Annotated in this window: 26 protein-coding genes; 11 read left to right on the top strand and 15 right to left on the bottom strand. The window is 42.8% G+C overall.

Annotated elements, in window-relative coordinates; genetic code table 11:
- Positions 1-46: 46 nt before the first annotated feature.
- Positions 47-994, bottom strand: a complete 948-nt coding sequence (locus tag FHW88_RS05235; RefSeq protein ID WP_090524349.1) for a helix-turn-helix transcriptional regulator — start codon at positions 992-994, stop codon at positions 47-49.
- A 53-nt stretch (positions 995-1,047) separates the two neighbouring features.
- On the opposite strand from FHW88_RS05235, the gene FHW88_RS05230 reads away from it, so the two are divergent.
- From FHW88_RS05230 to FHW88_RS05215, 4 genes are all read left to right on the top strand, one after another.
- Positions 1,048-1,488, top strand: a complete 441-nt coding sequence (locus FHW88_RS05230) for a DUF2007 domain-containing protein (RefSeq protein ID WP_090524347.1) — start codon at positions 1,048-1,050, stop codon at positions 1,486-1,488.
- A 149-nt stretch (positions 1,489-1,637) separates the two neighbouring features.
- Positions 1,638-2,648, top strand: coding sequence for a N(4)-(beta-N-acetylglucosaminyl)-L-asparaginase (locus FHW88_RS05225; protein WP_176623677.1), 1,011 nt, complete (start codon positions 1,638-1,640; stop codon positions 2,646-2,648).
- A 148-nt stretch (positions 2,649-2,796) separates the two neighbouring features.
- A complete protein-coding gene (locus tag FHW88_RS05220; RefSeq protein WP_176623675.1) occupies positions 2,797-3,543 on the top strand; it encodes a copper homeostasis protein CutC in 747 nt (248 codons plus the stop codon).
- A 4-nt stretch (positions 3,544-3,547) separates the two neighbouring features.
- Positions 3,548-4,309 (top strand): hypothetical protein, encoded by a 762-nt coding sequence (locus FHW88_RS05215; protein ID WP_176623673.1) that lies wholly within the window; start codon positions 3,548-3,550, stop codon positions 4,307-4,309.
- A 12-nt stretch (positions 4,310-4,321) separates the two neighbouring features.
- On the opposite strand, the gene FHW88_RS05210 is transcribed toward FHW88_RS05215, so the two are convergent.
- The 3 genes from FHW88_RS05210 to FHW88_RS05200 form a co-directional block, all read right to left on the bottom strand.
- Positions 4,322-7,165: a TolB family protein gene (locus FHW88_RS05210; protein ID WP_176623671.1), complete on the bottom strand. Its 2,844-nt coding sequence runs from the start codon at positions 7,163-7,165 to the stop codon at positions 4,322-4,324.
- Positions 7,166-7,521: 356 nt separating this feature from the next.
- Positions 7,522-7,737 (bottom strand): hypothetical protein, encoded by a 216-nt coding sequence (locus FHW88_RS05205; protein WP_176623669.1) that lies wholly within the window; start codon positions 7,735-7,737, stop codon positions 7,522-7,524.
- 85 nt (positions 7,738-7,822) lie between these two features.
- The gene (locus FHW88_RS05200) at positions 7,823-9,088 is read right to left on the bottom strand and encodes a metallophosphoesterase (protein ID WP_176623667.1); all 1,266 of its coding nucleotides are present in this window, start codon (positions 9,086-9,088) and stop codon (positions 7,823-7,825) included.
- 563 nt (positions 9,089-9,651) lie between these two features.
- Here FHW88_RS05200 and FHW88_RS05195 point away from each other — a divergent pair.
- Together FHW88_RS05195 and FHW88_RS05190 are read left to right on the top strand one after the other, a co-directional pair.
- A complete protein-coding gene (locus FHW88_RS05195; protein ID WP_176623665.1) occupies positions 9,652-10,512 on the top strand; it encodes a family 16 glycosylhydrolase in 861 nt (286 codons plus the stop codon).
- 110 nt (positions 10,513-10,622) lie between these two features.
- Positions 10,623-10,823, top strand: coding sequence for a hypothetical protein (locus FHW88_RS05190; RefSeq protein WP_090524329.1), 201 nt, complete (start codon positions 10,623-10,625; stop codon positions 10,821-10,823).
- A gap of 88 nt (positions 10,824-10,911) precedes the next feature.
- Here the strand turns inward: FHW88_RS05190 and FHW88_RS05185 are convergent, their stop codons facing one another.
- Positions 10,912-11,058, bottom strand: a complete 147-nt coding sequence (locus tag FHW88_RS05185; protein WP_167516182.1) for a hypothetical protein — start codon at positions 11,056-11,058, stop codon at positions 10,912-10,914.
- Positions 11,059-11,855: 797 nt separating this feature from the next.
- Between FHW88_RS05185 and FHW88_RS05180 the strand changes: the two genes are divergently transcribed.
- Positions 11,856-12,344, top strand: a complete 489-nt coding sequence (locus FHW88_RS05180) for a VOC family protein (RefSeq protein WP_090524326.1) — start codon at positions 11,856-11,858, stop codon at positions 12,342-12,344.
- Between the two features lie 17 nt (positions 12,345-12,361).
- Here FHW88_RS05180 and FHW88_RS05175 read toward each other — a convergent pair whose 3' ends face one another.
- From FHW88_RS05175 to FHW88_RS05160, 4 genes are all read right to left on the bottom strand, one after another.
- A complete protein-coding gene (locus FHW88_RS05175) occupies positions 12,362-12,571 on the bottom strand; it encodes a hypothetical protein (protein ID WP_176623663.1) in 210 nt (69 codons plus the stop codon).
- Positions 12,572-12,583: 12 nt separating this feature from the next.
- Complete coding sequence (locus FHW88_RS05170) at positions 12,584-12,799, bottom strand: hypothetical protein (RefSeq protein ID WP_090524321.1); 216 nt, start codon at positions 12,797-12,799, stop codon at positions 12,584-12,586.
- Positions 12,800-12,884: 85 nt separating this feature from the next.
- Complete coding sequence (locus FHW88_RS05165) at positions 12,885-13,286, bottom strand: hypothetical protein (RefSeq protein WP_176623661.1); 402 nt, start codon at positions 13,284-13,286, stop codon at positions 12,885-12,887.
- Between the two features lie 20 nt (positions 13,287-13,306).
- Positions 13,307-13,867, bottom strand: coding sequence for an RNA polymerase sigma factor (locus FHW88_RS05160; RefSeq protein WP_090524319.1), 561 nt, complete (start codon positions 13,865-13,867; stop codon positions 13,307-13,309).
- Positions 13,868-14,119: 252 nt separating this feature from the next.
- On the opposite strand from FHW88_RS05160, the gene FHW88_RS05155 reads away from it, so the two are divergent.
- Both FHW88_RS05155 and FHW88_RS05150 read left to right on the top strand, forming a co-directional pair.
- Positions 14,120-14,599, top strand: a complete 480-nt coding sequence (locus tag FHW88_RS05155; protein ID WP_176623659.1) for an Lrp/AsnC family transcriptional regulator — start codon at positions 14,120-14,122, stop codon at positions 14,597-14,599.
- Between the two features lie 7 nt (positions 14,600-14,606).
- On the top strand, positions 14,607-15,563 hold the full coding sequence (locus FHW88_RS05150; RefSeq protein ID WP_176623657.1) for an EamA family transporter: 957 nt from the start codon (positions 14,607-14,609) through the stop codon (positions 15,561-15,563).
- An 18-nt stretch (positions 15,564-15,581) separates the two neighbouring features.
- Here FHW88_RS05150 and FHW88_RS05145 read toward each other — a convergent pair whose 3' ends face one another.
- Together FHW88_RS05145 and FHW88_RS05140 are read right to left on the bottom strand one after the other, a co-directional pair.
- A complete protein-coding gene (locus tag FHW88_RS05145) occupies positions 15,582-15,776 on the bottom strand; it encodes a DUF2683 family protein (RefSeq protein ID WP_176623655.1) in 195 nt (64 codons plus the stop codon).
- 42 nt (positions 15,777-15,818) lie between these two features.
- Positions 15,819-16,826 (bottom strand): ABC transporter ATP-binding protein, encoded by a 1,008-nt coding sequence (locus FHW88_RS05140; RefSeq protein ID WP_176623653.1) that lies wholly within the window; start codon positions 16,824-16,826, stop codon positions 15,819-15,821.
- Positions 16,827-16,997: 171 nt separating this feature from the next.
- On the opposite strand from FHW88_RS05140, the gene FHW88_RS05135 reads away from it, so the two are divergent.
- Positions 16,998-17,207, top strand: a complete 210-nt coding sequence (locus tag FHW88_RS05135; protein WP_090524308.1) for a hypothetical protein — start codon at positions 16,998-17,000, stop codon at positions 17,205-17,207.
- Between the two features lie 4 nt (positions 17,208-17,211).
- Here the strand turns inward: FHW88_RS05135 and FHW88_RS05130 are convergent, their stop codons facing one another.
- Positions 17,212-18,198: a ChbG/HpnK family deacetylase gene (locus FHW88_RS05130; RefSeq protein WP_255485209.1), complete on the bottom strand. Its 987-nt coding sequence runs from the start codon at positions 18,196-18,198 to the stop codon at positions 17,212-17,214.
- Between the two features lie 192 nt (positions 18,199-18,390).
- Positions 18,391-18,855, bottom strand: a complete 465-nt coding sequence (locus FHW88_RS05125; RefSeq protein ID WP_139159911.1) for a hypothetical protein — start codon at positions 18,853-18,855, stop codon at positions 18,391-18,393.
- Positions 18,856-19,211: 356 nt separating this feature from the next.
- On the opposite strand from FHW88_RS05125, the gene FHW88_RS05120 reads away from it, so the two are divergent.
- Entirely contained in the window at positions 19,212-20,777 is a 1,566-nt protein-coding gene (locus tag FHW88_RS05120) for a M20/M25/M40 family metallo-hydrolase (protein WP_176623651.1), read from the top strand.
- A 233-nt stretch (positions 20,778-21,010) separates the two neighbouring features.
- On the opposite strand, the gene FHW88_RS05115 is transcribed toward FHW88_RS05120, so the two are convergent.
- Both FHW88_RS05115 and FHW88_RS05110 read right to left on the bottom strand, forming a co-directional pair.
- Positions 21,011-21,148 carry a hypothetical protein gene (locus tag FHW88_RS05115; protein WP_167516184.1) on the bottom strand — a complete coding sequence of 46 codons (138 nt, stop codon included), beginning with the start codon at positions 21,146-21,148 and terminating at the stop codon, positions 21,011-21,013.
- Positions 21,149-21,443: 295 nt separating this feature from the next.
- On the bottom strand, positions 21,444-21,998 hold the full coding sequence (locus FHW88_RS05110) for an RNA 2'-phosphotransferase (RefSeq protein WP_175489895.1): 555 nt from the start codon (positions 21,996-21,998) through the stop codon (positions 21,444-21,446).
- Positions 21,999-22,022 lie beyond the last annotated feature (24 nt).

Genomic DNA, 22,022 nt, shown 5'->3' with positions numbered 1-22,022 from the left:
AACGCACTGGTGACAGCCTTATGTCAGCAGGAAAAAAGAAAAGAAATTAATTTATTTTTTGGGCTATGGTCGCGGTGATCTCCCGTACACGCTGCAGCAGTGTATCTGGTTTAATGATTTCAGCGCGGTCGCCAAAGGTCATATACCACCGGGCAAAACCTTCTAATGAAATGGTCAAAAAAGTCATCTCAATTTTGTTGCCCACGGTTTTCTCAGATACAAAACCGCCATAGTATTTTTGATGGTCAAGATAGCTGTGAATCTCCTTGTCAACTTTGATCACCACCTGTTCAAGCTGCTTTTCGCTGGCCATCTTATCAATGTAATCCTTTAGCGTAGGGTGCTTGCTGTTGATATAACTTTTATCTGTTACCATCAGCTTTTTAATGCGGTCTATCCTAAAGTCGCGGTAATCACTGCGCAAGCGGCAGTAAGCTATCAGGTGCCAAAAACTATCCAGGAAAAAAACGCCCACGGGCTCAACTTCCCGTTTGGTATTTTCCTGCGAGTGGGCGGCGAAGTAGTCAATGCTCATGATCTTCTTACAAATGATACAATCAAGTATGGTTTGGATATGATCAACATTACCGGCCCGCTTTTGGCTATGGCTTTTCAGTACTTCAATACTACCATCAAGGTTTTCCAAAGCATCCTTTTCTGATGATTTAAGAATGGCCCGCACCTTATACATGGCCGATTGGTACTGCGCCATTGTTGAGGTATCTGTAAGCTTTTCAACAAACTTTTCGGCAGTTAAAAAAGCGGTGGCTTCCTCGCGGGTAAACATTACCGGGGGCAGTCGGTAACCATCCATAATGGAGTAGCCAACGCCGGCCTCGCCTATGAGCGGGATGCCCGCCTCCTCAAGCGTTTTAATATCGCGGTAGACCGTACGCAGGCTAATGTTGAACCTATCGGCAATATCACCCGCCTTTACCACCCTGCGTGATTGTAGTTGGATCAAAATGGCTGATATTCGGTCGATGCGGTTCATGGCGTCCAAATTAAATAAAAAACAATTTACCTTTGATTAATATTTATCTACATATGGCCGTTCAACCCGAAGAAAAGATCATAACATTTGAAACTTATTATGATGTGATGCTTGCACATATCATCCGCACCAAACTGGAGGGTTATGGCATTCCCTGTTTTATTGCTGATGAAAATACCATAGGTTCAAACCCGCTTTACAACCAGGCTGTAGGCGGTATTAAACTAAAAATATTTGAGCGCGACCTGGAGCGTTGCCGTGAAATCTTAGCTGCCGAAGGTGACCTGCACGACCAGGACCATATTGAAATTGACGACGAAACGCTTAATGCGGTGATTTGCCCTTACTGCGGCTCAACCAATGTACGCTACGGTTCTGCAACCGAAAAAAGGGTTCATTGGCTCACCGCCATCATCTCATTTTTATTGATGATATTCCCGTTTTATAGCCGTAAAGCCTGGCATTGTTTTAATTGCCAGCGGGATTTTGAATAGCTTTTTTCAAAGTCGAAAGTCTTAAGTCGCGGGTCAAAAACCTTCATTTTTATAACCTGACAGGGTCTTAACTTAAAACTCAAGAGTTACGACTTCAGACTGAAGACTTAGAACTTACGACTTAAAACTGTTTTTCATATATTAGCGGTATGTACAACCGCCGTAAGTTCATTAAATTATCTGCTGCAGGTGCTTCATTTGCAGCGCTTTCTAAATCTGCCATCGCAAAAACTGTCATATCAAAGCCCGAAGGCGGTTATCCTATCGTAATTTCAACCTGGGATTTTGGCATTATAGCCAACAAAGGAGCCTGGAAAGTATTATCAGCCGGGGGCCGTGCGCTCGACGCCATTGAAGCCGGCGCCCGCATTCCCGAAGCCGAAGATATTACCAACCATACCGTTGGTCGCACCGGCCTGCCCGATCGTGACGGACATGTAACCCTCGACTCATGTATCATGGACGAGTTTGGCAACTGTGGCTCGGTAGCTGCCATGGAGAATATAGCCCATCCTATTTCGGTAGCCCGTTTGGTGATGGAGAAAACCCCTCACGTAATGCTGGTTGGCGAAGGTGCTACCCAGTTTGCCATTGAGCAGGGTATGAAAAAAGAAAAACTGTTAACCCCCGAAACAGAAAAGATCTGGAAGGAATGGCTTAAAAAAGCCCAGTACAGCCCTGTAATGAATATCGAAAACGGCGGTAAACCGGGTAATAAATACAACCACGATACCATCGGCATGCTGGCTATTGATGCTAAAGGCAATATCTCGGGCGGATGCACTACCAGCGGTATGGCCTTCAAACTGCATGGCCGTGTTGGCGACAGTCCTATTATAGGCGCGGGCCTTTACGTAGATAATGAAGTTGGCGGTGCTACATCAACCGGTGTTGGCGAAGAGGTGATCCGCAATGTGGGCAGCTTCTTGGTGGTTGAATTAATGCGCCAGGGTTTATCGCCCGAGGATGCCTGTAAGGAAGCCGTAAACCGCATTATCAAAAAGAAGCCGGAAATAGCAAAAAAGATCCAGGTTGGCTTTTTAGCTATCAATAAAAAGGGTGAATATGGCGCATATGCCATACAAAGCGGTTTTTCATACGCTGTTTGCAATGCGCAGCAGCAGGATCTGTTAATACCTGGCAAGAGTTATTATAAATAATTTAGGCCATGGACCATAGTCGATAGTCCATGGCTTAATATTGCAGAATATAGTTAACTTAACAGTAGTAGTCTATGAACTATCGACTATAGACTATGAACAAAAAAGGCTATGGACTATCGACCATGGACTATGGACTTAAAAAAACATGCAAGTATCGCTCGAAGTTTGTGCTAATTCGGTTACATCGGCCCTGGCGGCCCAGGAGGGCGGCGCTGTGCGTGTTGAACTTTGCGAAAATTTGAAGGATGGCGGCACCACCCCATCTCACGGTACGATATTAATGGCCCGCAGCCTGCTCCATATCAAGCTGTATGTGCTCATCCGCCCGCGCGGCGGCGATTTTTTGTATAATGATATGGAGTACAAGCTCATGATGGCCGATATCAGGTATTGCATTGATGCCGGCTGCGACGGCGTTGTGATAGGTATCCTTAAAGAAGATGGCTCCATCGATATAGAACGATGTACCGAAATGGTGCGCCTCGCCCGGCAATGGGGCCTGGGCGTAACGTTCCACCGGGCCTTCGACATGTGTGCCGATCAGCATAAAGCCCTTGAAGAAATTATTGAAATGGGCTGCGAGCGCGTACTTACCTCAGGAGGCAAAAGCACCGCTATTGAGGGTGCCAGCAATTTAAACCGCCTCGTTGAACAAGCCGCCGGCCGCATCAGCATTATGCCCGGGAGCGGCGTAAGTGAGACCAACGTAGCAGACCTCGTTCATTTTACCGGGGTTAAAGAAGTTCATTCATCGGCAAGGATCAAGGTTGCCAGTAAAATGAAGTTTCATAATGAAAGCATCATGATGAGCGCCGAAGCCGGCGATGAATATAGTATTGATATTACCGGCGTTGACCGGGTTAGGGAATTGATTCGGTTGGCGAATAGTTAAATTTATGAATAGAAAAATACTTTTTCTGTTTTTATTCCAAGTTACCATTTTAAAAAGTTATGCCCAGCTTCAGACTTATTATCACAAAATAGAATCAGTATCTAATAATGAAAAGAGCGCTACCAAGCTTTTCCAAAGAATTGACAGCATTAAACAAACCCGGCAGCCCCATGATAGCAAAGTAACTACTTACTTTGACAGAGATGTAGATTTTGGCTATAAGCATCAACGGATAAACGTAGTTTTTAATGGCTTAAATCGATACCAGGTTAACTTACTTATTAAGGACGACTGTATCCTTTTTAGCTCTGTCATATACGATAATTCATTTTATGAAGACCCAGCTTTCGATAAGATGAATCAAAAAGAAAACCGCCCCAAAATAGACACTGTACAGGTATTGGAGTATTTAAAAAGACGTAATGCTTTTTATAAATCGTCAAAAAGCATTAATGATTTAATACATGAATTAAATTTAGATAAGACCTATGCGTTTTTTTGCGGAGATGGCAGCCCTCAAACAGCGATGGGCAAATACATTGAACGAATTGTAAAAAATAACAATATCAAAAAACTCAAAAACCTGTTAGTTAGCTTTTGTTGCGAAGAACAAGCATACGGTGTTGCCGGTATACAAATGCTTCAAAAAAAAGATGTTGATATTTCTTCCGATATAATTAAAATAGCTGCTCATATTAAAGAAAGAAAATCGGCACTTGTTACTTGCGCCGGTTGCCTAACGGGTATAGTAAGTACCGATTATTAATTCAATAATTCTTCAAAAGAAAGTCACCGGTAAAACCAGCTCTATCCTGTTTCGCCCTGTCCCGCCAAAAAAGTCTTCATCAAGCAACCTACTGTACCTGATACCAAATGTGATGCTATTTTGATTAAAGAACTTGGTATCGAAATACAAGGTACCGCCCACTGACCTGAAGTTTTGTTTAAAGCTGCTGCCATCGGTAAAAAAGTTTGATGCGCTGGCATGGGTATAATCAAAAAACAATGCAGTACGTAAGCGTAACAGGTAAAACAGGTTACCGAAACCTGCATCAGGATACGCTATTGGCATATGATAGGTTAAGCCAATCTTATTCATATTATCCAGGTTTTCGGCGGTATAACCTTTGGAGAAAGGGAAATCATTAGAGAAACTGATCACGTTGTCCTTCCCTTTTTGCTGGTGCGCCAGGCTGATGACAAAGTTGTGATTCACAAACAAGCCAGGGAAATAAAACGACCCGGTTGTTAACAATTGTGTTGCCCCTGAGCCCGAAATTGCCGATTTATAATTAACGCCAATGCTTTGTGCAAATCGCGGATAGATATTTTTCTGTGCCTGCTGAGTTTGATTGCTAAAGCTGAAATAATTATTTAGATAGCTATATGACCGGTCGGCAAAACTGCTTTTGTAGGCTTGTTGAAAGTTGATACTGTTAAAATACAGGTCGCTGCCGAAGGTAATACTGGTTAAACGCTTGCCTTCACTAAAATTCAGGGGGACCCGCAAGCCACCATGTACAGCAGTCTCGTTCCAGTAAACGTATTGGCCTTTATAAAAGCTCCGCCTGTCGAGTGTATAATCGGCCCCGGCCGAAATATAGGGGAATAAGGCCCCATAAATGGCATCGAAACCAAACTGCTTGTAGCCTTCGTTAGTATTATAATCAAAAGACAATTCGGACTGAAAAGTATTCAGCACATTCTCGCCCGTGATAGCGAATGAATAATTAGGGTCGCTGATGTTGGGAATGATACTGTGAAAATTAAACAACCCATGCGCTTTGGAATAGTTGGTAACCGGCAATGGCTTATCAACTATCCCTGTTACTAAATTGGCAGCCGAATCTTTTTTGAGTGCTGTGATCCCCAGATCGGGCAGGTAGCGTGCATAATCCCCCCCGGCGGCTATCCATTTTAAATCTTTTTTGTTAGCCTGGTTAATCCGGTAACCATCGGCAGTAAAACCTACCCAGGCCAGTTTATTGTCGCTTACAGCAGGTTGGTAATAGCCAATACCACTGTCGTTACCGGGAGGCAGCATCTCATGAACACTTCTATCGTTAAGCATCATTACAAACAGGCGGTCGTTTTTGCCATCGGTTTGGGTAAAGTAAAGTGTATCTTTTTTCAGGGCGATAAAACCTATAGGGCGAAAACTCAGGGGTGTTAAATAATCCGTTTTACCGGTAGCAATCTCGGTAAGGGCTATCCCCATTTTACCTTCCTTATTACGTGCCGCCGACAGCAGTTTGCCATCGCCATAAAACTTAGGATACGTATAAAACAGCCCCCGCGGATTTGGAATTTCCTGTTGCAGTTTCCCTGCTGTGTCTAAAATATGCAGCCGGCTTACACCTGACGGATCAACCCGTACGGCAACAATGCTTTGTCCATCGGCACTAAAAGCAGGCGAAAAGTATTTTGCTTTTGAGGTGATCCGGTGTTCCTGGCCTGTTTTTGCATCAAGCAGCATCAATTCACTATAATTACGGTAGCCCCAGCGTAAATCCGGCCGATAGGATGTATAAATTATTTTACCGTTGTGATAATCAAAATAACTATCCAATGAGTAGGAACGGGTGCTGATTTTCACTTCTTTACTACCGGTTTTAACAACAAAGGCGGGCAAATGATCGTAGGTATTTTTGGCATAGATGAGCGTACTATCGTTCACAAAAGCCGGGTATTGCCGGTTGGCGTCAAAATGTTTCTTTCGTTCTGCAACCGGTTGGGGGTTATCTTCAGCAAATTGCTGTTTGAAATAAGCAAACCCGTTAGTCGAAAAGGTTTTGAAACTTTCGCCGGTGTATTTTTTAACAGCCCATTGAAAAGGATAAAAGCCACCGCGATAGGCCGCGGCGTCATGTGTTACGTTTTTCCAAAGTTCGCTGCCATATTTTTCGCGGCCGTATGCTACCATCATGTAGCCGAGCGGGTAATGATCGGGCACATAATCGCGGTACGAGCCATTGCGAAGCTTCATATAGCTGTAGTTTTTATCCGCCGCCCACAGCGCACGGTAACCGGTAAAAAAATAAGGCAGCCGGCCCCTGCCCTGTTCGCTCACCAGGGTTTCGTTAAAAACAGCGTCTCCCTCAAAAAACCAGTTGGGTACAGCCAGGTCGTTACCCAGCGCCTGCCCGCCTTCGCCAAAAATTATGCGGAGTAAACGCGACAGGCCTACATTAAAATTATTGTACTGCTGCACATGTCTGTACTCGTGAATGGCCAGTTGCTGCGGCCATGGCAGGCTGCCTATATCAAAGCTATTTTGTTCGGGGGTTAAAAAAAACTCGCTCCTGAAGGGGGCCAATCCTACATAGCCGTTGGCTACGGTGGTTTGGTTTTGCAATACAATACTGATTTGTTTTTGCTTAAAGCCGATTGTTGGCCGGATCAGGCCATTCATTTGCTGCACGATATTGGCAACCCTTAATCCCGCCGAATCCAAGCCGGCCGGGAATATCACCCGGGCTGGCGGTGTGTTTACCTGTTTCCATTTTATAGATGGCGGATTACCGCCAAACACCTGCGCTTTTGATGATAATGTAGCAGAAAGTAACAGCGCCGGAAGTATTAATTTTTGAAGCGTTTTGTAACCGGTAAACAGATGATTCATTGAGGGTGAAAGTAAGTACAAATTGTAATTTAAACAACAAGCCACTTACTGAACGCTCATGAATTTGAACTGGTATAAAACAAAAAACACCCATCAAACTGACGGGTGTAAAGACAAGGTTAAAGTTAAGGTTTAGGTTTTAAATATTATATCAATTATTATTGAAGGCAATATTAGCAACCTGTGATAGGTAATGGCAGTTCTTGTTTTGCATGATTTAATCAACGCTTAAATCTCGCCATTTAAAAACGGTCCCGCAACCCGTGAAAACACGGTATTTTATTCCGTTTAATAACGGTAGATAACCAGTACTGGATTACAAAAAAGCCCGATATGAATATACCGGGCTTACTATTTCATATTTTGATGAGCTTACCGCCTTTTTGCCCGGAAGGTTTAGGCGAATCAGGTTTGGGAATATGTTTTATAATGTAGATAAGCGTATGGGCTATTGCGCTTATAGCTTTCACACCAAAATGTACAAAAGGCTTCATCACTTGCCAGGCATTACTATGCTGATGCTGTACCTGCGGACCGTTTTTGCCTATCCTTTTTATATCGTTGGTTGCCATAATCTTAGTTTTAATGCTTCATATAAAAAGCATAAAAACCTTGCCACAAATCAAGCCCGATAAATCAAATCCGTATTTTATAACGTTACACTACCTTTTTCTTCAGCTCAATAACCGTAACCTCAGGCCAAATACCTAATCTTCCCGAAAATGCCAGGAAACCAAAACCACGGTTTACGTACAGATATCGGTTCTTTTCATTAGCGAGGCCGGCCCAGTCAACATAGCGGTATTTTACCGGGCTCCACCTAAAGCCGGGGACCTCCACCCCAAACTGCGCACCATGAGTATGCCCTGATAGGGTAAGATGGATGGTTGTTGGGTTATAACGAACCTGTTCTTCCCAATGGGTAGGGTCATGCGAAAGCAGGATTTTAAAGGCATCCGGGGGTACGCCCTGAAGCGCCTTATTCAAATCGCCTATCTGGATGAAACCTCTGCCCCAGTTTTGGATCCCGATCAGGGAGATCGATTGTCCGCCTTTTTCAATGGTTACATTTTCATCCAGCAGCAAACGGTAGCCTAAGGCTTTGTGATGTTGTTTAAGTTTATCGAGATTGGCTGCCTTTTCCTGCATGTTATCCCAATGGATATAATCACCGTAATCGTGGTTACCTAAAATGGAAAACTGTCCGTAAGGCGCTTTGATCTGCCCAAACCTGTCAATATAAGGCTCAATTTCCGATGCTGCATTATTCACCAGGTCGCCGGTAAAAACAAACAGGTCGCTTTTTTGCGCTTTGGCCAGGTCGATACCGCGTTGCATAGCCTCGGTATTATCAAAGCTTCCCGAATGGATGTCAGAAAGCTGGGTGATGGTAAAGCCATCGAAGGCATCGGGCAAATCATCAAAATAAAGGGTGGTTTTATGCAGCTTATAATCGTACTTACCTTTAAGCATGGCATAAAAAAACGAAGTAAAAGGCACGGCAGCCGCCAGTACCGCTATTTCACTGATAAACTTACGCCGGCCCGGAAAAGCCGATTGCCCGACGCCCCCGCCCGAACCACTGATCAAATTGAATACACCTACGAAAAACCGCCCGAGATCGCCAAGGGATAATACGATTATGAAAACCAATTTGGTAATAAAAAACGTCAGGAACAGGCTTAGCATCCACTCATGAAACGGGCACATGCCGCTTGCTGTACTAAAAGCGCCAAAGCCAAGTAAAAATAAAGCAGTTACGCCTATAGATATGATCAGATACCCCCATAAAACAACGTTGCGCCACAGGTTTGATTGCCAGTCGGCAGTTAAGGTTTTAAGGCCGGAATGGATGTACCAATCAAACAACAAACTAATCAACGCAATAATTGCGAATACCTTCAAAAAACCACTACTGTGCATATAAATCCATATAAGACTGCAATTTAAAAAAGTAAAGGTAATTAGAGGGTAAAATTGCAGATGCAGGCCAGGTTCAACGATTTTTAGAAAGACAGGAACTTACTTCATGCAAAAATAGAGACCAATAACTAATAGTAGTTGGATACAAATTGCCGCGAAAAGTCGTTTAAAGCCATTTATTTTGAGTGGGCCCAATACATATACCGCCCAGGATAGCAAAAATAAAGCCAGTGCCAAGCCTCCAACTATTAAAAGATTTGGGCCTTCAGAGTCATTAAAAAGAAAGAACAGCAGCCTGGAGCAAATGATAGCCGTTACCGCCAACATTATTAATGAAGTCTGTTTTGACCTGAAATATAAATTTGTTGTGTTATTACCCATAACCTTAAGATGAGTATTACACAAATATAACAATGTAAGCTGAGATTCTTCATCTGTTTATTTGTCAATGTATTTTAGTTTCAAACCGGGACGCTGCTGTAAAATTATGATCGCAATTGGTAAAGACTAAGTTCCTCTCATTCAATTTATCTACCTTTAAACCCTTATCTCACACACCACTAATGAAACTAAAACACCTGCTGCTGTCAGTTCCGCTTTTATTAACGTTACAGGCATTCGCTCAAACTAACACTAAAACCGATACTGTTTTTTTCGAAGATTTTAACAACCCCGCCCTCAACAGGAGCAAATGGAATGTTGAAGTTACAGGCAATACTGTTAACGACGAGCAGCAGGCCTATGTTGATTCGGCGGCTATCATTTATATGATAGATGGTAAAGCCGAAGGTGCCGAAAACGGCGCACTTGTTTTAAAGGCTTTATATAAACCCGGCTTTACCAGTAAACAGCAGCGTAAATATGATTTCATTTCAGGCCGCATTAATACCCGTGCTAAAATGGAGTTTACATATGGCACGGCCTCATGCAGAATGAAAATGGCGGCAGGCGCAGGCTTATGGCCAGCTTTTTGGTTGCTTGGAAACGGTAAATGGCCCAATTGCGGCGAAATTGACATAATGGAAACCGTAGGCGACTCAAGCTGGGTAAGCCACGCTTTGCATGGACCCGGCTATTTCGGCGATACGCCGCTTGCAAAACGGGTATTTTTCCCGGCAGGCATTGATGTTACCCTGTGGCATGTATATTCGGTAGACTGGTTGCCTGAGAGCCTTGTTTTTAAGGTTGATGGCAAAATCACCTATACGGTAACAAAAGCAATGGTTGAAAAATATGGCCGCTGGGCTTTTGATAACAAAAAATTCATCATCCTTAATTTTGCATTAGGCGGGGGTTATCCCGGTGGTGTTAACAAGGTTACCAAACCCTATCATGGTTTATCAGAAAATACAGTTAACAAAATCAAAACCGGAGATGCCAAAACCATTGTAGACTGGGTACTGATAACTAAAACCGTGAATTAATATTGTTGATACATTTGTAAAATAAAGGTTATTTAAATTTTACTTTCATAAAACATTGGGTAAATTTTATTACCATATTTTTGAATTATTAAAAATAACATCATCTACCCATGGCAATATTAACCGTACAAATACCCGACTCAGAGATCTTTACTTTATCAAGTATAGTTGAACAGATATCAGGCAGCATCATCAAAGTTACTGCCGAAGAAGACATCAATCAGGGCGATTGCATTTTACATAAAGACGACCTTATAATTAAAAACAAACTGGAAGGCAGCCTTCATTCACGGCACCTCTGGAACGATTGATCTGCCATAAACAATCCCGGTTTTTAAACGCCATAAACAAAACAGGCCGTGCTTCATCAGTGCGGCTTGTTTTGTTTTATTTACCTGTTTAATTATGTATAACTACGCGTTCGTGTACACGAACCCTTTCATCGTGTCGTCGCCTGTGTCGTTCCCGGTATTCGGCCGAACAGCTGGTAAAGCCCATTGCTGCTAATATTAATAATGAAATTGAGCGTGAAACAGTAGTTTTCATAGCAAAGATTTATTAGTTTTCGATAGATAAACTATGGCCAAACAGTTATCATGCCATAAGAGTGCGGCAACAAAGCCGTAAAAGGAATGTTACAGTAGGATAATCATCAGTCGACAACTATTTCAAGCGACAACTCAGGAACTCCGTCGCGCCATAACCCGGTTAATCCAAATAAACAAAAATCCGAAGGACAGAAAGGCTATAAGCATCAATAATGATATTGCTCCATAGCTGTTTGCAGCGTTAAATTACTATACAACGGCCCTGTAAAATACAAACAAACTATTATTATCCCTTAAATAAATAATAATCTGCAAAGGGCGGTAACATAAATTCAGTTTCATACGTATTATATTTTTATGGAGGATTTTATTCTCAATTAGCATTTTTTTATTTTTTGAGGATAAAATACGAGTACTTCAACAAAGTTGATTGACCTGATAACTAATCGCAATTAAAAACTAATTAAACGCCGGATGAAGTATGAGGGGCTATGTAAATATACCAGGATCGGTTGATTGTAACTGCTGCAAGGTTTGCGGTGCAAGACCAATAATTGTGCTGATTAAAGATATTGGATATGTAGTAAAATGCCCTGTTGATGACAGTCATTACAGGACCGATGCGGGCCTTATTGATATTAATGACTGGAATTTACACAATATCAATTGTGTTAATCCCCTGGACGAAAGATTGATATTCAGTTTTCATTGAATGCTTGTGTAATTTATTTGTGCATTACTTTAACCATAATGCTAAACCTATATCTTTAGGCATTTAAATTACTAATCCTAACAATGAGATCTTTATCAATAATTTTTAAAACAGCCAAACTAACCACGTTGCTGCTGGCAATAACTGTGCTTTTACCTGTGGTTTGCAAAGCGCAAAACGGTACCGATATCTCACCGGTAATTGATCATATCGCCATTACTACCGGTAACCTTAAAAAAAGCACCGAATTTTATACCAAAGTATTACACCTTAAAAAAGTTGCCAACCCCTTTGCCGATACCGTACACCAATGGTATAGTCTTGGCAATAATGTAAAACTACACGTTATACAGGCCGAACGGAACGAAAAACAGGTTAAAGGCGTACACCTTTGCTTCACTGTTTCGTCGGTAAAAGAGTTTGCAAAAACGCTTGATCAAATGAATATCCCCTATTCAAACTGGAAAGGCGACAGTAAAGAACCTACCTACCGGGCCGATGGCGTACTACAACTATATTTCCAGGATCCGGACGGCTACTGGATTGAAATAAACAGCCCGGCTAAAAAATAAGCCGGGCTGCCAAACAATCACTTAACTAAATTTTTGTATTTCTTTTTAAACCAATAGCCTTTCCACAGCCAGAAGCCCGAAAGTACTATTATTGGGAAGAATACCCATTTTACCGCCGCAGCCGCGTTAGGAATTTGAGCCACCGGGCCATAAATATACCCTACAACTGGGATGCTTAACAAGATATGGACCCATCGGATCACCTTACGTTCAAGCGAGGCTGTCATTGTAAACAGGTATTAATAATCAAGCTCCTGGCAATGGATGCCGGCCTTTTGTAACAACGATTCGATATAACGTGGTGAAAGATCCTCAGCCTCCACCCGTAAAATATTATCGCAGTCTTCCAGGTCAAAGTTCCATTGGGCTATGGCAGGTATTTTGGTTAATAAATTTTGTACCCGGCTCACCTGCCGTCTCTGCCGTACACTTGTTGCAAATACCAGTACATCCATTGTTATGTTATTTGAGGTAGATAAATATTTATTTATAAAGCTGAAAGCGGAATGCACAAAGCTTAAAGCCGGACATGCTGATTGCTTACTCAGCCTTCTTTTCTTCGTTTGTGGTAGTCTTAAAATCGTCCCAGTCACGGCTAAACCTGCCATGCCCGTGGCCTTTCCATCCGCACATGCGGTCTTCCCACTGAGCGCGGAACTTATCTCTGTCTTCAGGGCTCATATTCTTAAAACGTTCGGCCATGCGTCCGCGCATCCAGGGCGCTCCTCCTCCGCCTTTAGGGCCGCCTTTCCCAAAACCAAACAAAATCTTGCATAAAATAAATATGCCAACGGCCTGCCAGTAAGTAATGGTTGTTACATGTAAAATATCCGGCAGTAAGTTGTTCCATAGCTGCATTACTATAAAGCTGATAATAGCCAGGCAAGCGACTACCCCAAGCGGGATGAAGAAAAATCGCCTTTTATAAAAAAATGGTTTCATGTTATATAATGTCTTAATTTTTAATATTCAGTAATTTCCGTGTAAAGCTGGGCAAGCCGTTTGCGCAAGTGTAGTACGGCGTAACGTTTTCTTGATACCAGCGTGTTGGTATTTAGCCCGGTACGTTTGGCAATTTCCTCAAAGGGGATATCTTCAAGCTCATGCCAAACAAATACCTGTTTTTGTTCTTCGGGCAATTCATCCAGCGCAAAAAATAACTGCTCCCAAAAAAGGTTGCGCAAATACTCGGTTTCGGGAGTGGTAGCTTCGGTAAGGAGTATGGCTTTAAAGTCCGGTGCCTCATCGTCATAATCCTCATCATCGGCCAGCATATCATCAAGCAGGGTTTCCGTCTTTTTTTTATGCTTATCAGTTATTTTGTTCCGGGCCACCCGGTATAGCCAGGCGCTGGTTTGTTCAATCGGTTCAGAATTGATCACAGCGCTAAACTGGTACCAAACATCCTGGAGTATATCCTCGGCATCGGCATCGTTTTTTACCCTCCGGCGAATAAATCCCAACAGGCTTTTACCATACGAAGCAATTGTTTGTATGATGTGGCTGTTTTTGTCCTGGGGCATTATCGCTGTTGTCAATTTCTTTATCCTTTTTAAAGATAAAGACGATTGTGATTTAAAAACATTTTAATTTTTTTTCAAAAAAATCTATTGCGTATCAAAAAGTCATTTCAGACAGCTAAAACAGTATTTATTTGATTGCAGAAGCGACTTAAGCAACTGATGTTTAAACATCATAAAGATAGTTTTGTCGAATTAAATTCATTTTAATTAAAAATATTTGAACTTTATTCAATTTATATCGAATATTACTGTATGATTAACGAACCGGAAATTATTTTAGATAAAACCGACCTGCATATTTTGCGATTGATGCAGGAAAATGCCCGGATCTCTAATGCCGACCTGGCCCGTGAGCTTGGCATGGCGCCATCCGGCATACTTGAGCGCGTAAAAAAACTGGAACAAAAAAATGTGATCCAACAATATACAACGCGCATCAATCCGGCGGCCCTGCAGCAAAAAATGCTTGCTTTTATATTTATGAAAGCGGCCGATGGGCCAGGAAGCGATGCTACATCAAGCGAACTGGCCAAAATACCCGAGGTGCAGGAAGTGCACCACATAGCCGGCGACGACTGTTATTTAATAAAAGTGCGTACTTATGATTCGGCATCGCTAATGAATTTAATGCGCACTCATTTCAGCAAGATCCCTAATATTTTGAGTACCCGCACCACTATAGTGCTCGAAACCAAAAAAGAACAACAACAACTGGTTATACCCGAAAAATAAATATATCATGGCACCTGCTACCGCAAAATCCACTTCGCCCATATTAGTTATTATAGCTTTCGCTATTGTTTATATAGTATGGGGCTCTACCTACTTTTTTATAAAAATTGCAGTAGCCGGTTTTCCGCCGCTGCTGTTGGGCGCGCTGCGTTTCTTCACAGCGGGTTTGCTGTTAATGGCGTGGTGTGCAATTAAGGGTGAAAAGATTTTTGTAAGACAAAACATATTGCACGCGGCGGTAAGCGGTTTTCTGTTGCTGGTAATAGGTAACGGCGCCGTAATATGGGCCGAACAAACTTTACCAAGTGCTATGGTGGCCATTATGGTAACATCGCCGCCAATTTGGTTTGTGTTGCTTGATAAACCAAACTGGAGCACCAACTTTAAAAGCAAAAGCACCATTATTGGCCTTGTGATAGGTTTTATAGGTGTGATACTGTTATTTCGGGATCAGATCGCGGACGTATTGGGACCATCGGCAGGCCCCTCAAAATTACCGGGAATGTTATTGCTTTTATTTGGTACGCTGGGTTGGGCATCCGGGTCGTTATATTCAAAACATTATAACACCAAAGGATCGGTATCGGTAAATACGGCCTGGCAAATGCTTGGAGCCGGCATATTTTTTATTCCCGCAAGTTTTTTAAACAACGAGGTACAAACCGTACAATGGCATGCTATACCGGCACAAAGCTGGTATGCCCTGGCTTATCTCATTATATTTGGATCGATAGCGGCATTTAGCGCTTATGTATGGCTTTTACAAGTGAGACCGGCCACCCAGGTTGGTACCTATGCCTATATTAACCCGGTGATAGCCGTATTATTGGGGGTAATTTTTGCAGGCGAACATGTAACGCTGATCCAGGTTATTGGACTGGTTGTAATATTGAGTAGCGTGTTGCTGATCAATTTATCGAAGTATAGGAAGGCGAAACATGGAGAGCTGGCAGTAGCGAAATGAGAGCTTAAACCAATGTGGTCATATCCATAAATCATTTACCTTTATGGATATGCCTTTGCCATTTTTGATATCTTTCCGCCCCTGAAGTATCTTTGAAACAAATTTCTCGTTATAGTTTGATTCTATTTGATAATCAATCTCCATTAGTTTTAAGAAAGTCTTTAAAGCAACAAGCTGCTCTTTAGTTTTGGGTTTAACTGTAAAAACTTCCATCGTTTAGATAAATATAATTCATTTTAGATAAAGAACCGCCTATCAACTCTCCCACTTCCCAAATTCAAAATACTTACTGATACTAATGCTCACTTTACTACCAACGGGGTACTTACGCCTGTCGTAATTGAGTACCCGCAGTGTTAAACCACCTTTTTCAACAATAAGTTCTTCAAAAAAGCCTTTGAACAACACCATTTTCACCAGCCATTTGCTGCCCAGGCTACTTATTTTAATATGCTCCGCGTAAACCACTACTACGCTGCGTTTACTTTTTATGCCGCAAACTTTTGCCTGGGCCGATGTTAGCCGGGTACAACTGGCCAGTATTTGTGCTGTGTACAATAATTTAGGCGAATGATATAACTGCTCGGGACTGCCGTTCTCCACTATTTCCCCTTCTTTAAGTACAATAAGTTCATCGGCCATGGAAAGGATCTCGGCAGGATCATGCGATACTAATACTACGGTAACTCCCCATTCCTTTACAATATACCTGATATCGTGCTGTAAACCTTCCCGGTAGGTGGCATCTACCTGGTTAAAGGGTTCATCAAGCAGTAAAACTTCCGGGCGGCTAATCAATGCTTTGGCAATGGTTACGCGCTGCTTTTCACCACCGCTTAATTTACCAAAGGGCATTTCCCTAATGGTGTAGATATTTAAAAGGTTCAAGGCTTCGGTAACATGATGGATAGCCTGACTTTGATCTTCGGCAGGCAAACCTTCACATATAGTGTCCCATACCGATATTCGCGGATCAAGATCGTTATCGTGCTGCGCTACCATCCTCATAACCTTGTGGGCATGCTGAATACCTTTTTGCCTGCTTAATACCTGCTCTTCCTTAAAAAACACCTCGCCATGGTCGGGCTCCAGGGTACCATATAACAGATTAAGCAAAGTGGTTTTCCCGCTGCCGCTTTCACCTACTATCGCTGTTATCTTTCCTTTCGGAATAAAAATGGTAACGTTATTAACCCCCGAAGACTTATCCCCAAAAAAGTTTTTAGTAACCGATATGGTTTCCAGTATCAGATCATCTTGCATCTACGGTAATTAATTTTCAGGATGTTATTGGAAAACCATTCACCCCGGATCCAGGCTTCTAATCTAAAGAAAAGTTGAAAGCAAAAAAACTTAATATGCCAATCTGAACGACAAGCGCAAAACAAATAGTAACTAAACGCTATTTATTATAGATAACCAAATTATATAACCATGAACAAAGCCATAGGGATTGTACTCATTATTGTAGGTGCGGCCATGCTCATCTGGACAGGCTTTACTTACACCAAAAAAGAAAAGATCATTGATGCCGGCCCTATACAGGTATCGGCCGACAGGGAAAAAACTGTTAACTGGCCGCCCTACCTGGGCGGATTATTAGTTATAGGCGGTATTGTTGTAGTTGCTACTTCAAAAAAATAGGGGCTTATTTATTATCTGCAGCTTTAAGTGAGCTAATGTCCTTACCGGCAAGCAGTTGCTGATAATTGATCAGCTGAAACTTTTTACCCTTCATTGCTGCAAACTCGGGCGAGAGCAAGGCATTAAGTTCGGTTTGGCGGTGCAAACTGGTAAGGGGCTTACCCTCTTTTGAGTTCATCATGTTACTGTTCATATCAACCAGTACATCCATCTCGGGGCTCGGGGTAGCGGTATGCAGCACCATCATATTGGGCTTATAGGGATTTAGCTTGCTTATGTAAACTAAAAACGCTTCTTTTTTTGTAGCGATAGGCTCACCCCACATTTCTTTATAGGTTTCGCCGAAATAAGTTACACTGCTTAGGGTTGATATAGCCAGGTTATATTTACGAGCCAGTTTTTCGGTAAGGGCACGCAATTCGGGTGTTGAAAGCGCTATGCCCATATGCGGATCGATATAGGTTATTTTTAATCCTGATGCCTGCGCCCTTTCAATCTGGGCCGACAACTCGGTTTCAATTTCGCTAAGTTTATAGCCGCTTTTAGCAAACGCCCGCGTTGATTGCGGAAAATACCCGTTTGAATCAACCAGGCTCGGAACAGCCGTACGGCCGGTAACAGGCCCCCAGCGATAATTTTTCCATTCGGAGGTCAATGTAAGATGAACCCCAACCGTAACATTAGGATACTGCTTTAGTATTTCAACTGCTTCCTGATACCACGGGCACGCAAACTGCACCGAAGCCGAAAGCGGCATGCCTGTTTGAGCAGCCTTAAGCAAAGCCATATTTACAGAATGGTTCATGCCGATATCATCCAGCCTGATGAGTAACCGCGGCAAATTACCATTTAGTGACTGCGCGCGTACTTCCTTGCTTCCTAAACAAGTCATCAGCATAAGTAAACAAAACAATATCCGTTTCATCATTTTATCTTCAATAAAAAAATTCACAAACGTGAGGTCGGCAGGAAACCGGCTCCAACTCAACATTATAAATATCTTATTATGAGGCTTAATAAAACAAACTAAATTGAACATGATAGCATATTGTTACATACAGGCGAAGCGCTCTTAAACTCTAAAAGAAAGACCAGTTATATCAATAAAATAATTATAAAAAAGAAGGCCACATCATTTGTTTCATGATGGGGCCCCTGGCGTGCAGTACTCAGCAATTTAATATCATTGGGCCGAAACCAGGTCGGGATTATGGTTTACCTGGCTAATGGTGAGGGCCTGCTGAATGTTGAGCCCGGCACCCTGCTGGTCCGACATCCATTTTTGAATCAGTGCATTTAACGTGTTCAGTTGGCTGGCATAAGCATCAGGATTGGCGCCTTTCAGTTTTGCTAAATAAGCCACCGCGTCGGCTATTTTTTGCGCATCTGTTTTGCCATCTTCCTGTACAGCCCAGTTTAAATCGGTAACCACTTTGGGCAGCCATAATTTAATGCCATTCACAATTACTGCTGATGCCGGCACCAGGGTTTCCAGTGTCGTTTCCAAAAACTGGCCAGCCTGGCTTGCTTCAAGGTTTTTGAGTCCGTTAGCAACTTTGTCGGCTACGGTAATGATTTCATGTACAACGTCTGAAGCGTTGTGGAACAGGGATTTTACATGATCCCACATTTTTGATAAAAAAGACATAGGTTGTAGTTTTAAGTTTATATAATTTGATTGTTGGTTCAAAAACATTTAAAGCCATATACAGGCGGTCCGAACACTATAAATACTATTGCTTCAAGCTATTTGCTGATTCAGAAAACTGCAAATAGCCTCCGGGTTAAATGGCTTTAATTAGAGAAGATAAAATTGACGATAAAAACACCCGGGTAACATAGTGTTTATACGCTTTCGGGATGCGGTTTTTACGTTATTTAATGAATATCAGCCGTATTACCAATGTTTTATTGTGTTAAAGGCACGGCTTAGTTCAGGTTTTACCCACTCTTATTTATGTTTTTCAAACTAAAAGCCTTATATTCAAATCTAAAACCCTCACTATGAAATATATAAAACGCAATTTTATTTTCGGCGCGTTGTTGCTTGCCGGTACCGGTAGCTACGCCCAGCAGGAAGTTATTGATACTGCAGCTTTCAGCCGTATCCGTAAGGCAGAGCTTAGCAGTTCCCAAATTCCGCAGATAGCGCATTATTTAACCGATGTATCCGGTCCGCGGTTAACCAATTCGCCGGGTTATGCCCGCGCAGCAAGCTGGGCGGTTGCCACCATGAAAAAATGGGGAATGAGCAATGCCGCTACCGAGCCCTGGGGCACTTTTGGCAAACAATGGGAAGTGCAGGATTTCAGCATGATGATGCGCGCACCCTATAATGCACAGATCAGGGCTTACCCCAATCCATGGAGCCCCGGCAGCAACGGACTGCTGCAAGGTGAAGTTATGGTAATTACATCGGCACAGGCTATAGATACTACTTATCTGAATAGTCACGCTGCCGGGATTAAAGGCAAATTTGTGCTGGTTACCGGTGATGCGGCTGATTACAAAAAGGACTTTGAGCCATCGGCCGAAAGACTGGCCGACACCTCATTAGCCAACCTGAAGGATACTTATATGGTATCCCGCTCCATGATCGACATGTATACTACTAAATACCTGAAGATCTTTAAAACAGCAGACCGGATACTGAAAAACGCCGGTGCGCTGGCATTCATTAGCGCGGGCCGCAGTAATGTTAACGGAACCGTTTTTGTACAAGGCCGCTACGGCTATAAATTAACTGATCCGGAAACCGTACCACAAGTTACCATGGCTTCGGAGGATGGGCAGAAAATCAAACGGCTGATCCAATCGGGCCAAAAAGTTGAGCTGGCCATGAATTTTACGGGCAAAACATCTACCGAAGATACAAACGGCTATAACGTAGTGGGTGAAATTCCTGGCACCGACCCCAAGCTAAAATCGCAGCTGGTGATGCTGGGCGGCCATCTTGATTCGTGGCAGGCAGCTACCGGTGCAACCGACAATGCCGCGGGCTGCATTGTGATGCTGGAGGCCGTTCGCCTGCTCGATTCGCTTGGGCTTAAACCAAAACGCACCATTCGCATTGCACTTTGGAGCGGCGAAGAGCAGGGTTTGCTCGGTTCATTCAGCTACGTTAAAAAACATTTCAGGGATGGCGTTAAATTTACTGTAAAGCCCGAGCAGGCTAAAGTATCGGCCTATTTTAACCTGGATAATGGTACCGGAAAAATCAGGGGGATTTTTGCGCAAAACAACGAAAAAATGAAACCGATATTTGAACAGTGGCTAAAACCCTTTAATGACCTTGGCGCCACAACGGTAACTATGGCCAATACCGGGTCAACCGATCACCTGGCGTTTGATTGGGCTGGCATACCGGGTTTCCAGTTTGTGCAAGACCCTATTGATTATGAAACCCGCACACATCACAGCAATATGGACGACTACGACCACCTGATGATAGACGATCTGAAACAGGCCGCCATCATCGTAGCCTCATTTGTGTACCAGGCCAGTATCCGCCCTGAAATGCTGCCAAGGAAACCGCTTGTAAACGAAACTTTTGTTTTTGATGGGTTTTAGGAGAATAGCACGTCCGTGATTAAATAAGCATACTAAGACGCAAAGGCAAAAAAAATCTTTGCGTCTTAGCGAAAAATATTTTCCTCAACGTATATTTTAATACAGGCTTGTTTAAACTTCAAAAAAAGACGGGTGCTAAACATTACATATAAGCATCAGGAAATATCGATGCTTTGCAGAGCCGACCCTGCTTTGATCACAGAGCCGGCCTTCTTAATGGGTTTGAAAAATAGTTAAGAACGGTTAACGGGTTTCAGGATCCGCCTGTCTTCTGCTTTTTTGTTTAACCTGTTTTTAACAAATGAGTTGACCATAATAACCAGGATACAACAGGCAACTAATACGTAAATAATTAGGATGTGTTTTGGCATTTCAGTTTATAATTTCCTAAATGTAACAGGTTTGCTACTTAACCTGCAAGCGTTTTTTAAAATAAAGTTTCGACTAATTTGGTACAAAAGTCAAAAAAATGTCATTTTCCAATTTCGGAATTCGGATGTTCGATTTCCGATTTATCCTGGGTGATTAAATCCATGGACTCTGAAGGTTAGATGACAAAGAGGGCCTGTCAGTCTGAGCCTGTCGAAGACTCGTGTGCAGAGGCCCTGTCCGCCATACTTCGACGGGCTCAGTATGACACCCATTTTTTAAGTTGTCATGGATAGGTTAAGAAGAATATTTTCCAATAAAATCTTTGGGGACAAAATCGGTAAGCCACACCTTGTTTTCTGACAGATAGAATTTATGGCCCAGCCTGTGCATTTCACCCGCCGCAACGGTTAACACCACAGGTTTACCATGGCGTTGACCAACTTTAACGACCGTTTCAAGGTCGCTGCTCAGGTGTACGTGCTGCCGGCTCCGCTTTTCGAGCCCGGTTTGCAAAATCGCCTCAACCGACTGGCTCCCTGTACCGTGATATAGCACATCCGGTGGTATTTGTGCTTCATAACCCAGCTCAACCTCAACCGAATGCCCCTGGCTGGCGCGGATCTTCTGCCGGGCATCATCAAATGCGAAACGCTTTTTGGCGTTAGTTTCAACTATGTGGTTCAGTATTTCAAGAGTTATGGCTTTACCATGTGCAGCCGCTTTCAGCAGCAACTCGTCAACGGCTACCCAGCCCTGCTCATCAAGTTTAATATTTATTGCTTCGGGCTGATGACGTAATACCAGGCTTAAAAATTTACTTAAGCTGGTCGTTTCTTTTTCGCTTATCATTAATGCTAATATAAATGCTTTATG

The sequence above is a fragment of the Mucilaginibacter sp. SG538B genome, assembly GCF_013376065.1.
Taxonomy (GTDB): domain Bacteria; phylum Bacteroidota; class Bacteroidia; order Sphingobacteriales; family Sphingobacteriaceae; genus Mucilaginibacter; species Mucilaginibacter rubeus.
The sequence above is the reverse complement of the archived record's forward strand: the minus strand, read 5'-3'. Positions and strand labels throughout refer to the sequence as shown.